The 12,113-nt window shown below is 35.8% G+C and carries 14 protein-coding genes; 8 read left to right on the forward strand and 6 right to left on the reverse strand.

Annotation, left to right across the window (positions count from 1 at the left end; translation table 11 throughout):
• Positions 1-17 precede the first annotated feature (17 nt).
• From mtnW to BM350_RS03150, 5 genes are all read left to right on the forward strand, one after another.
• The gene (gene mtnW, locus BM350_RS03130; RefSeq protein ID WP_090914169.1) at positions 18-1,262 is read left to right on the forward strand and encodes a 2,3-diketo-5-methylthiopentyl-1-phosphate enolase; all 1,245 of its coding nucleotides are present in this window, start codon (positions 18-20) and stop codon (positions 1,260-1,262) included.
• Positions 1,259-1,918: a 2-hydroxy-3-keto-5-methylthiopentenyl-1-phosphate phosphatase gene (locus BM350_RS03135; RefSeq protein ID WP_090914167.1), complete on the forward strand. Its 660-nt coding sequence runs from the start codon at positions 1,259-1,261 to the stop codon at positions 1,916-1,918. The genes mtnW and BM350_RS03135 overlap by 4 nt, the downstream gene beginning before the upstream one ends.
• Positions 1,915-2,553, forward strand: coding sequence for a methylthioribulose 1-phosphate dehydratase (locus tag BM350_RS03140; protein WP_090914165.1), 639 nt, complete (start codon positions 1,915-1,917; stop codon positions 2,551-2,553). Before BM350_RS03135 ends, BM350_RS03140 begins: the two co-directional genes overlap by 4 nt.
• Positions 2,531-3,100, forward strand: a complete 570-nt coding sequence (locus BM350_RS03145) for a 1,2-dihydroxy-3-keto-5-methylthiopentene dioxygenase (protein WP_090914163.1) — start codon at positions 2,531-2,533, stop codon at positions 3,098-3,100. The genes BM350_RS03140 and BM350_RS03145 overlap by 23 nt, the downstream gene beginning before the upstream one ends.
• Positions 3,101-3,436: 336 nt before the next feature.
• Positions 3,437-3,715, forward strand: coding sequence for a hypothetical protein (locus BM350_RS03150; RefSeq protein ID WP_090914161.1), 279 nt, complete (start codon positions 3,437-3,439; stop codon positions 3,713-3,715).
• A gap of 28 nt (positions 3,716-3,743) precedes the next feature.
• Here BM350_RS03150 and BM350_RS03155 read toward each other — a convergent pair whose 3' ends face one another.
• From BM350_RS03155 to BM350_RS03170, 4 genes are all read right to left on the reverse strand, one after another.
• Positions 3,744-4,076 (reverse strand): DUF3909 family protein, encoded by a 333-nt coding sequence (locus BM350_RS03155; protein ID WP_090914159.1) that lies wholly within the window; start codon positions 4,074-4,076, stop codon positions 3,744-3,746.
• A gap of 4 nt (positions 4,077-4,080) precedes the next feature.
• Positions 4,081-4,965: an NAD(P)-dependent oxidoreductase gene (locus tag BM350_RS03160; protein ID WP_090914157.1), complete on the reverse strand. Its 885-nt coding sequence runs from the start codon at positions 4,963-4,965 to the stop codon at positions 4,081-4,083.
• On the reverse strand, positions 4,962-6,110 hold the full coding sequence (locus BM350_RS03165) for a serine hydrolase domain-containing protein (protein WP_090914155.1): 1,149 nt from the start codon (positions 6,108-6,110) through the stop codon (positions 4,962-4,964). The genes BM350_RS03160 and BM350_RS03165 overlap by 4 nt, the downstream gene beginning before the upstream one ends.
• A gap of 100 nt (positions 6,111-6,210) precedes the next feature.
• Complete coding sequence (locus BM350_RS03170; RefSeq protein ID WP_170857653.1) at positions 6,211-7,503, reverse strand: GGDEF domain-containing protein; 1,293 nt, start codon at positions 7,501-7,503, stop codon at positions 6,211-6,213.
• A gap of 299 nt (positions 7,504-7,802) precedes the next feature.
• On the opposite strand from BM350_RS03170, the gene BM350_RS03175 reads away from it, so the two are divergent.
• From BM350_RS03175 to BM350_RS03185, 3 genes are all read left to right on the forward strand, one after another.
• The gene (locus BM350_RS03175; protein WP_090914151.1) at positions 7,803-8,420 is read left to right on the forward strand and encodes a nitroreductase family protein; all 618 of its coding nucleotides are present in this window, start codon (positions 7,803-7,805) and stop codon (positions 8,418-8,420) included.
• Positions 8,421-8,806: 386 nt separating this feature from the next.
• On the forward strand, positions 8,807-9,025 hold the full coding sequence (locus BM350_RS03180) for a hypothetical protein (protein WP_090914149.1): 219 nt from the start codon (positions 8,807-8,809) through the stop codon (positions 9,023-9,025).
• 223 nt (positions 9,026-9,248) lie between these two features.
• A complete protein-coding gene (locus BM350_RS03185) occupies positions 9,249-9,560 on the forward strand; it encodes a DUF3915 family protein (protein ID WP_090914147.1) in 312 nt (103 codons plus the stop codon).
• A gap of 487 nt (positions 9,561-10,047) precedes the next feature.
• Here the strand turns inward: BM350_RS03185 and ptsP are convergent, their stop codons facing one another.
• Together ptsP and ptsH are read right to left on the reverse strand one after the other, a co-directional pair.
• Positions 10,048-11,760 carry a phosphoenolpyruvate--protein phosphotransferase gene (gene ptsP / locus BM350_RS03190; protein WP_090914145.1) on the reverse strand — a complete coding sequence of 571 codons (1,713 nt, stop codon included), beginning with the start codon at positions 11,758-11,760 and terminating at the stop codon, positions 10,048-10,050.
• On the reverse strand, positions 11,760-12,023 hold the full coding sequence (gene ptsH / locus BM350_RS03195) for a phosphocarrier protein HPr (RefSeq protein WP_020059386.1): 264 nt from the start codon (positions 12,021-12,023) through the stop codon (positions 11,760-11,762). Before ptsH ends, ptsP begins: the two co-directional genes overlap by 1 nt.
• Positions 12,024-12,113: the final 90 nt, after the last annotated feature.

Genomic DNA, 12,113 nt, shown 5'->3' on the forward strand with positions numbered 1-12,113 from the left:
ACTAGGAGGTTATGAAAATGAGCGGAATAACAGCAACATACTTCATTCATGATGATTCTCATAATTTAAGTCAAAAAGCAGAGCAAATTGCTCTCGGTTTAACAGTTGGTTCGTGGACACACTTACCCCACTTATTACAAAAACAATTAAAACGACATAAAGGTTCAGTCGTTAGCGTAGAAAAATTAGAAGATGATGAAAAAACAAACATATATCTTGATAAAAAAGTCACACGCGGACTTATTAAAATTCATTATCCGTCCGCTAACTTCAGCACCGATTTACCAGCAATTTTTACAACTGTTTTTGGAAAATTATCTTTGGACGGAGAAATTAAATTACTTGATTTAACATTTTCTGATGATATCAAAAAGAGCTTTTCTGGCCCAAAATTTGGTATCGATGAAATACGAAACAATTTGAATGTTCACAATCGCCCTCTTCTCATGAGTATTTTCAAAGGAATGATCGGTCGGAATATCGGTTATTTAAAAACACAACTTCGCGATCAAGCAAGAGGCGGTGTTGACATTGTAAAAGATGATGAAATTTTATTTGATAATCCGTTAACACCACTATCAGAACGCATTCACGCTGGAAAAGAAGTTTTGCAATCTGTTTATGAAACATACGGTCATAAAACGTTATATGCCGTTAATCTCTCAGGACGGACTTATGATTTAAAAGAAAAGGCAAAACAAGCCGCTTCTGCTGGAGCTGATTTATTACTTTTCAACGTATTCGCATATGGACTTGATGTGTTGCAAGCATTAGCGGAAGATGATGATATTTCTATCCCAATTATGGCACATCCAGCAGTAAGCGGAACTTACATAGCATCTAAATTATATGGATTTTCTTCTTCTCTATTACTTGGCAAGCTTCTTCGCTATGCTGGTGCAGATTTCTCACTATTTCCATCACCGTATGGAAATGTCGCTTTAAAGCAAGAAGATGCACTTTATTTAGCAAAAACACTTACAGATGAAAACGAACCATTTAAACGAAGCTTTCCTGTTCCATCTGCTGGCATTCACCCGGGACTTGTTCCGCTCCTCATTCGTGACTTTGGTCAGCAATGTGTTATTAATGCTGGTGGCGGTATTCACGGACACCCCTCTGGTGCACAGGGAGGCGGAAGAGCATTTCGCTCAGCTATCAATGCAGCGCTAACAAACACGCCGCTTCATGAGGTTGATGATTCTTATTTACAAGCCGCTTTACGTTTATGGGGCGATCCATCTAAAGAGGTGAAAGCATGAGCATCCAAATTTTTTGTGACTTCGATGGCACAATTACAAATAACGATAATATTGTTGCCATTATGCAAAAGTTTGCCCCACCAGAAGCCGAAACCATTAAACAACAAATTTTATCACAAGAACTTTCTATTCAAGAAGGTGTAGGAAAACTTTTTTCTCTATTACCCACAAGTTTACAAGATAAAATTACAGATTTTATAAAAGAAACCGCAGACATTCGTACCGGCTTTACAGAATTTGTACAGTTTTTGCGAGAAAACAATATCTCACTTTATATCATTTCTGGAGGAATGGACTTTTTTGTTTACCCTCTTCTCGAAGGACTTGTTGATTTTGAACAAATTTACTGTAATACAACTGATTTTTCCAATGAAACAATTCGAGTAAATTGGCCGCATTCGTGTGATGAACATTGTGAAAATGAATGTGGTCTTTGTAAATCGGCACTTATTCGTAATTTAAGTTCACAAAGCGATTTTAAAATTGTAATCGGTGATTCTATTACAGATTTGCAGGCAGCAAAACTTGCTGACAAAGTGTTTGCTCGTGACTTTTTGATTACAAAATGTATAGAACATAACATTTCTTATATACCATTTGAAACATTTCATGATATACAAAACGAAATAGAGAAATTGTTAGGGGTGATGAAGTGAAACAACTCTTTCATCAATGGCAGGAACTGAGTGAACTGAAAAAAGAATTAACCGACCGAAACTGGTTTCCAGCAACAAGCGGTAATATTTCAATAAAAGTGAGTGATAACCCTCTTACCTTTCTCATTACAGCAAGCGGAAGAGATAAAACAAAAACAACGCCGGACGACTTTTTGTTAGTTGATCAAAACGGCAATCCTGTTTTAGAAACTGATTTACGCCCTTCAGCCGAAACATTGCTGCACACTCACATTTATAACCTTACAAAGGCTGCATGTGTCTTGCACATTCATACAACCGATAATAATGTCATTACAAATATATATGATAAAGAGGTTGTACTCTGTAATCAAGAAATTATTAAAGCACTTAACATTTGGGAAGAAGGAGCTTCTATTCAAATTCCCATTATCGAAAATTATGCGCATATTCCCACTTTAGGTAAGGAATTCCGTAAGCATATTCATAAAGATGAAGGAGCTGTTTTAATTCGAAATCACGGTATTACCGTATGGGGAAAAGATCGCTTTGATGCAAAAAAAAGATTAGAAGCATACGAGTTTCTCTTCCAGTTCCATATTAAACTTTTATCAATTAAAGGAGGCGTTCAACATGGCGCAAATTCGTATTCATGAAATTAACACACGTATTGAAAAAGAAATAGACGTACAACAGTTTTTACAAAATGAAGATGTTTTGTATGAAAAATGGGATCTTACAAAACTTCCTGTTTATTTACAAGAAAACTATGTATTAACTGATGAAAATAAGAACGAAATTTTAGAAGTGTTTGCTCTAGAAATTACTGATATTTCTAAGCGCCGTGGATATCAAGCAAACGATGTTATTTCACTTTCTAGTGCAACACCTAATCTAGATGAATTGTTAGTAAACTTTAAACAAGAACACCATCATACTGATGATGAAGTTCGCTTTATCGTTAGCGGACATGGCATTTTTACCATCCAAGGAAAAAATGGCCGGTTCTTTGATGTTGAACTTAAACCAGGAGATTTAATTTCGGTACCTAAAAATACGAGACATTATTTTTCCCTTCAAAACGACCGTCAAGTTGTGGCAATACGTATTTTTGTAACAACTGAAGGTTGGGTTCCTATTTATCCCGCATTAACGGGCAGTAAGACCCCCACCTCTAGATTGGGAGAGAAGCAAAGAAGATAGGTGGGGGTATAACTGCCCGTAAAAGCCCGATTGGTTCAACTAACCATCAGTGGGGGATGAAAAAACCCCCACTGATGGAAGTTTCACTTTATTAAGGTAGCATGTTGAATAAAGGGAATTGGTTCCCCTTTTCCTTTCCTTTATTCACTCTACATATATACATCCTCCTATGGGCAGGTTTATCTCCTTTTATGAGATAAACCTTCTTTTTGTTGAATATTTTTTTACAAATTTATGAACATTTTATGAATTTTTTCTGAAAATTCTGTTTAAACTATGTTATAATACAAATAATAGAAAAAAAGAACGAAATTGTAAAAAGGAGGAAGGGAATACATGGAGTTAATTTTAGCAATTCTTTTTGGTGTCGTTTGCGGGTCTATACCTGCTGTTGTGGGTGCTATTATGGATGAGTTAGAAATTGGTATGATTGGCTTCGTCGCATCTACTGTAAGCGCTTTATTTTTTAGTTTATATGGTGCAATTCCTGTTGGTATACTGTTTGCATTATATATATTACGTCACGCTCGCACAAAACGATTTACTCGAAACAGAATGGCTGAAGTAATTCCCTTTCCAATTGAAAAAGCACGCCGAGCAACAAGCCTTTCCTAAATAAAAAAGTCCTCATATGAGGACTTTTTTATTTATTCTCTTTTAAAAATTGAAACAACTCCTGTAAATGAAGTGCATCGTCTCCGTAGCTAACCGAAACATAAAATTTTCCGTCTACTTCTGCATTCATATATAAATCAATGAGATCACGCTCATACTTTAGCGCTAAATAGAATTCCATTTCTTCTAGCATTTCTTTCGTTGTTCGAATAACATAACGACCTGTTGCATCTCTGCCATATTCAAATACCGGTTCAAAGTTATACTTCTCTTTAAACGCAGCCATTTGCTTATCATTAATGACAATCGTTTCTGTACACTGTACTGTGCGAATGATATTATCGAATTTTTCTAAACTCATACAATCACTCCTTTATGTACTGTTTATACAATGCTTGTGTTCCGCTATTTTCTTCACCATCTTGCATTAATTGCTCATATAATTTCCTTGCAAGAGTTAGGCCAGGTGCAGATAATCCAAGCTCTTCTGCTTCTTCTAAAGCAATGTTCATATCTTTCATAAAGTGTTTCACGTAAAATCCTGGTTCAAAATCACCTTGTAACATACGAGGTGCTAAATTACTTAATGACCAACTGCCTGCTGCACCAGTAGAAATACTTTGTAACACTTTTTCTGGATCTAACCCTGCCTTTTTTGCATAAGCAAGTGCTTCACATACACCAAGCATATTAGATGCAATAGCAATTTGATTGCACATTTTTGTATGCTGACCGCTACCTGCTTTTCCTTGCAACATAATATTTTTACCTAACAGTTCGAATAATAGTAAACATGCTTTATATACTTCTTCGTCTCCACCAATCATGATTGCAAGACGCCCTTCTTTTGCTCCAATATCTCCGCCCGATACAGGGGCATCTAATACATAAATCCCCTTACTCTTTCCTTCTTCGTAAATACGTTTCGCCAAAGTTGGTGTTGATGTTGTAAAGTCGATCGTAATTGTTCCTTGTTTTGCGTGAGTAAGAATTCCATTTGCACCTAAGTATACTTCCTCTACATCATGTGGATATCCAACCATAGTCATTACGACATCTACTGTTTTTGCAATTTCCTTTGGAGAATCACACCAATGTGCACCTTCTTCAATTAAATCTGCTGTTTTTTCTTTTGTACGATTATATACGTACACCATATAACCTGCCTTTAGTAAATGACGTACCATACTCTTTCCCATAACACCGGTACCAACAAAACCAATGGAAGTTGGTGGTAATAACTGCTTCATCTTCCCATCTCCTCTTTTTCTAATAAATCACTTACAAGTTTGCGAAATTCAGTATTAAACTCATCATTAATTCCATTTTGCACATTTGAAAATACAATGACAAATAATTGTTTATCCCAATTAAAGTTATTAAATGTATTCCATCCCGAAAGTACGCCATGATTGTGATAATAATCTGGATATATATAAAAGCTAAATGCGTATTTTCTTTCTGGAGATGGTGTTAACATTAATTTTAAACTTTCAGGCGAAATAAGTTTACCCGCCATAATTGCTTCGTCTAGTTTTTTCATATCATTTACTGTTGTATACATTTCACCGCATCCATATAACCAATTCATGATTAAGTTCGGGGCTAATACAAGCTCATTCTCTTTCTTTTTATATCCTTTTGAAAAATTTGCATCTCCTTCCGGTGCCTCTCCCATACCTGACTCTGTCATTCCTGCTGGAATAAAGATGTGTTCTCTAACGTATTGTGCTATAGATTGTCCCGAGCTTTTTTCTACAATATAAGCTAGCAACATATAATTATAATCTGTATATAACCAGCCATGTCCCGGTTGAAAAGTAGTTGGTTGTTGTCCAAGCCACGTTACTAAATTAAGTCGAGATGCCGCATTAACTTTCCCTTTCCCGTGTTCAGGAAGTCCTGATGTATGCGTTAATAAATGATATAATGTAATATTTTTATTAACAGGAAAAGACGGAATATACGTATGCACATTGTCCTGTATATTTAACTTTCCTTGTTCTTGCAACTGTAAAATCGACACAGCAATTGTCGTTTTTGTAATAGAACCAATCCGATATTTTGTTTGCGATGTATTTTCAACTTGTTTTTGTACATCCGCATAGCCATACCCTTTATCTAATATTGTTCGATCTTTATCTGAAACAAGGACTGATCCATTAAATTGTTTATCTTTTAGATACTGATCTAATTTTTGGGTAACAGCAGTATAATCAATTTCTTTTTCTTTTTTTTCTTTTTTTTCTTCTTTTTCTTTTTCTTTCGTTGTATTAGCAGGGGCAGTTGTTTTTATTGATTGAGCTTCTTTTTTAGCAGGTACTTTAAAAAAGAAATAGCTCCCCACTAATAAAATAGAAAGTAAAAAAATAATTATACTCCATAACGTCTTCATTTCTAAAAATCCTCCATCGCATCTTAAATATTAACTCTCCCCCCCCTTTTCCATTATCCGTCAATAAAAAAAAATCGCAACAATTTGTTGCGAAAAAATATTACATTTTTTCTTTTCGATATAAACACACTTGATTTTTCCCCTTCTTCTTCGCTTCATATAGTGCAACATCTGCTCGATGCATTAACATTTCTTTTGTAATTCCATTTTCAAATGCAGCAACACCAAAGCTTGCTGTGATCTTTGAAATTCCAGAAAATTTTTTTGTTTCAATAAAAAATCGGAGTGCTTCTGCAATTTGAAATGCTTCTTTTTCTGTTGTTTGAGATAAAAAAATAATAAATTCCTCTCCACCCCACCGTGCAAAAACATGATGCGTCTGTAATTTTGCTGTTACAAGTTCCGCCAATTGCACCAGTGCTAAATCTCCAAAATCATGACCATATGTGTCATTTACTTTTTTGAAATCATCTAAATCAAATAAAACAAGAGCAAACGATTGATTCATTCGTATAGCAGTTTCCCAACCTTCTGAAAATAGTCTTTGAAACTTCATCCTATTATAAACATTTGTCAGGGAATCAATTGTTGCTAAACGCTCCTGCTCTTTATATTCTTCTTCTAGTTCTGTAATATCTGTACATGTAGCGATCAATCTCGAGATATCATTAGGCATTGGAGCAATGCGTAACAAGAATACACTCGCTTCTCCAATCTCATTATACATTTTAATTTTTCTCGATTGTGTTAAGCAATCGTCAATCCACATTGTATTATTTTCCGCGATATAATACCCACTCTCCTGCGCAAAATGTTCTGCAAATGTCATATGGTTCTCATGATATGACATAAGATCTTCGTATCCGAAAAAACGTAAAAAATTCGTATTGCAATCTATAATTTCATCATCTTCTACAATAAACAATAAATCATTCTGAAAATCAAATATCATTTGAAGTAATTCTTGCTGTAATATGACTTGTTTTACTAATGACAACTCATATACACTCTTTTGCACTTCAGCAAGTACAGATTGCGGTGTAATTGGTGGTAAGACGATGTTTCGTACACCAAGTTTAATTAAGTCAACAAATTGATATGTCACTTCTTCACTCCATACAATGATAAACGAAATATCTGAAGTGAATAGTTCTTTCACAAAATCAACCTGAGAAGCATTAGAAATGTATATAATCACGATTTGTGGCTGAACTTTTTCAAACAATATTTTCCCTTCTTCAAAACTATGTGCCAAAAACAAGCACTTTGGCTTTACCATTGCAACTGTATGCCTCTCGTTATGACCATCTTCAATATACAAAACATTCATATCGAGATCCTGTAATACATTTTGAAAAACTGTATGTTCCAATAAAAAATGTAGAATGTTCACCATTAGGCTTTCACTCACTTCATTTATCCCATTCTTACAAACTTAAAAGAACTTGATTTGTTCAACAGACTATCACATGGTAGCTTCAATTGAAGCTCCGTATCATCTTTTATTGTATGTCAACAATAAATAAGACGTCTGTGCGAATATCTTCTTTTTTCTATATCTTTTTCAAAAGACTTGACAATAGAAATGTATATATTATATTCTTTTACAGTACTAACTTACAAAATGTAAGTAAAGAACGTTATTACATTTAAAATCATTTACAAATAGAAACAAAGCTTGGAGGAACTATAATGACAAAGCAAGATTTCTTTACTGTTTTATACGAACGTACATCTAATCGTGCTTTCAACTCTGAAAAAGAAATTTCACAAGAGGAACTATATGATATTTTAAAAGCTGCTGGCCAAGCACCATCAGCATGGAATCTACAACATTGGAAATTCCTTGTATTCCAAGGAGAAGCTGCGCAGCGTCGTTTACATCCAATCGCATATAATCAACAACAAATTCTCGATGCCTCTGCAGTTGTTGCTATATTAGGCGACCTAGAAGCATATAAAAATGTTGATTCTGTATACAACCCACTTGTAGAACAAGGACTTATGCAAGAAGAAGCAAAAAATCGTTTAGCCCAAAATATTGAAAGTGCATATCAACGTGAACAATATCCGCGTGATGCAGCGTTCTCAAATGCATCTTTAGCAGCAATGCAACTTATGCTTGCAGCAAAAGCAACTGGTTGGGATACATGTGCAATCGGAGGATTTAACCCACAGGCGTTAATGGAAGAGTTTAACATTCCTTCTCGTTACATCCCAATCATGTTAATTACAATTGGTGAATCTACATTAGAAGGGCACCCAGCACCACGCATGAGCGTAGAACAAGTAACAGAATGGGCAAAATAAAGTGAAACTTTAATCAGTGGAGGTTTTCTTCATCCCCCACTGATTATTAGCCCTCACCAATCGGGCTTTTACGGGCAGTTTATCTCCCACCGAACATTCTAGCCACTGGAGCTGGACGATGCTTCCGCTGAATTTTGAGGTGGAAGTATTACTGCCCACGAATAGCGGGATAAAGTGAACCCTCCATCAATGGAGGGTTTTTTCATCCCCCACTAATGGAAAGCTCTCACCAATCGGGCACATTATCCTCTACCTATCTTCTTCACTTCTCTCTGAATTTTAAGTGAGAATTACTACTCCAAAATGACAGGTTGGGATCTAAAGATGCTTTTTTGTTACAATTATGATACAATAGTAACAAATTGATAACAAGTGAGGGATTTTCGTTGAATTTATATGGAAGCTTTATCGCCATATTGTGCTACATAGTCACAGTACTGCTTCTGTACTTCGTTGGGGATATGACAAATATTGCGATGCTACAGTTTTCAAAAGAAACAACGCTTCAATCAGAAATTAGTCAGTATACCCCTCGCTCCTTTGCACCATTACTGTTAGCACTTCCTGTATATATCATTGTTTTATATAAAAGCAAAAAAATATAAAGATTGCCTTTAAAAAAGGGGCAGTCTTTTTTATTTCCATATCAGCTTTTGTCCAAACTCTCATTTCTCTCTTCTCATATGTTATAAGAAGAATAACAACATTCTACCTAAAACATTTATTCCTTTCCTAAAAATTAGGAAAAAATCTAAAAAAATTCTTCACTACGTCCAAGCAAAGCATGTACCTAGAGCATATCTTATTAATGTGAAGGGGGTGAGAATTATGTTCGGATGTTTTGGATTTGATGGCTGTAACTGCGATAGACGTGATCACCATATAAAGCGCGATCACCACATGAAACACGATCACCACATGAAACACGATGATGATCATAGAAATCGTTTATGTAATGTTCTTAGAAATCTTTCAATCGGTACTCAAATCGCTCTATTAACAATTAGAGATAACGGTACTTTTAATAACGTTGTATTTGAGGGCTTCTCAAATGGCGTAGCACTTTTCTCAGGTGGCAATATACCAGGATCTGGTTTATTACGTGTTTGCCCAAATGACGTTGTAGCTATCGTTTTCTAATAAGAATCAGTACTTCCCAGGAAAGCAATAGCTTTCCTGGTTTTATTTATGTACTACTCACAAATATGAAAAGTTAATTAACTCGAAAACAATTAGATATATACAAGTAAAAAATCGACATAAAAATCCTCTTTCTTTTTAGACGGACGAGAGCATCTGGCCATGCATAGAAGCGGTCAGGACCTTTTTTTGCCACATGCAGGGTTTAAAACAAAAGGAGAAAGCGAGTAGCGGTCATGTTGTATTCTGCAGAGCAGTGACTTATAAAGAAAAGCGGAAGCGGCTCGCTCAGAACAAGAGGAGGCAGAGCTAGACAAAGATATCGAAAAAATAAAGTGAAACTTCCATCAGTGGAGGTTTTCTTCATCATCCCCCACTGATGATTAGTTGAACCAATTGGGGTCTTACTGCCCTAAAGTAGCGGGATAAAAAATGAATTGTATGAAAAAAACTGGGACCGATTTCAAATCAGTCCCAGGTTTTTTCATTAAATACTTTTTACAAGTTCTACTACTTCTTCAGCAGTTGACATGTTTAAAGCTTTTTGTGCTAATTCTTCCATTTGTACTTTTGAAAGCTTGCGAATTTGTGTTCTCGCTGGAAGAATAGATGTTGCACTCATACTAAACTCATCTAAGCCTAATCCAACTAACAACGGAATTGCTAGGGCATCTCCTGCCATCTCGCCGCACATACCAGCCCATTTTCCTTCTTTATGAGCTGCATCAATAACCATTTTTACAAGACGTAAAATCGCTGGATTATATGGTTGATATAGGTAAGATACGCGTTCATTCATGCGATCCGCTGCCATTGTGTATTGAATTAAGTCGTTCGTTCCGATAGAGAAGAAATCTACTTCTTTTGCAAATTGATCAGCTAATACCGCAGAAGCAGGAATTTCAACCATCATACCTACTTCAATAGCGTCTGAAACAGCTATACCAGCTTGAACAAGTTTCTCTTTCTCCTCTAATAAAATTACTTTTGCTTGACGGAATTCATCAAGAGTTGCAATCATCGGGAACATAATTTTTAAATTACCGTATACACTTGCGCGAAGTAAAGCACGAAGTTGTGTACGGAAAATATCCTGTTCTTCTAAGCATAAGCGAATTGCGCGGTAGCCTAAGAACGGGTTCATTTCTTTTGGTAAATGTAAGTATGGAAGCTCTTTATCGCCACCAATGTCAAGTGTACGAACAACAACTGGCTGACCTTCTCCTATACCTTCAAGAACAGCTTTGTATGCTTCAAATTGTTCTTCTTCTGTTGGAAGGTTATCACGGCCCATGTACAAGAATTCTGTACGATATAAACCAACACCTTCACCACCGTTGTCGATCACACCTTTTACATCTTTCGGTGTACCGATGTTTGCTACAAGCTCAACGTGATGATCATCCGCTGTAACTGTCGCTTCATTCTTTAATTTTGCCCATTCTGCTTTTTGCTCTTCAAATTGCGCTTTCTTTTCTTCATAAGCACGAAGAGTTTCTTCAGATGGGTTTACAATTACTTCTCCGTCTAAACCATCGATAATTACGATATCGCCGTTTTGGATTTTCTCCATAACAACCTTTGTACCAACAACAGCCGGTATTTCCATAGAGCGAGCCATAATTGCAGAGTGAGATGTACGTCCACCAATATCAGTTGTAAAACCTTTTGCATATTCACGGTTTAACTGAGCTGTATCAGATGGTGTTAAATCTTCTGCAATGATGATTACTTCTTCAGAAATTGTACTAGGGTTTGAGAAGTTAATGCCAAGTAGATGTGCAATAACACGTTTTGTCACATCGCGAATATCTGCTGCACGTTCTTTCATATATTCATTGTCCATGCTCTCAAACATAGTAATGAACATTGATGCAACTTCATCCATCGCGAATTCAGCATTTACTTTTTCATTTTTTACTTTATCTTTCACTGGGTTTACTAGTTCTGGATCATTTAATACTAGTAAATGAGCTTCAAAAATAGCAGCTTTATCAGCACCAAGCTCAGCAAAAGCATGATTTTTAATTGCTTCTAATTCAGATTTTGATTTCTCAAGCGCAGCTTCTAAGCGTGCGATTTCTGCAGCTTCATCCGAAATCGTTTTCTTTTCAATGTTAAATTCAGGATTTTCGAGACGGAATGCCTTTGCAATGGCAATACCGCTTGATGCGGCAATCCCTTTAATGTTAAGAGTCATTATTCTCCTAATCCTTCATTTTTCATAGTTTCTTCAATAGCTGCTACTGCTTGAGCTGCATCATCACCGTTTGCAGTAATTTTGATTTCTGCGCCTTGTTGAATACCTAAAGACATAACACCCATGATTGATTTTAAGTTTACAGTTTTGCCATTATACTCTAAGTTAATATCCGCACCAAATTTGCTTGCAGTGTTTACAAGTAAAGTTGCTGGACGAGCATGAATTCCTGAGTCACTAGTTACTTTAAAGATTTTTTCCATAATAATCTATCTCCTTTAAACTACAATATATTTTAAGTTGTATAGATGTGAGTATCACACCATCTATATTGTATATAATAGGCGATGAGC

It is taken from the genome of Bacillus sp. 103mf (assembly GCF_900116295.1).
Lineage (GTDB): Bacteria > Bacillota > Bacilli > Bacillales > Bacillaceae_G > Bacillus_A > Bacillus_A bruguierae.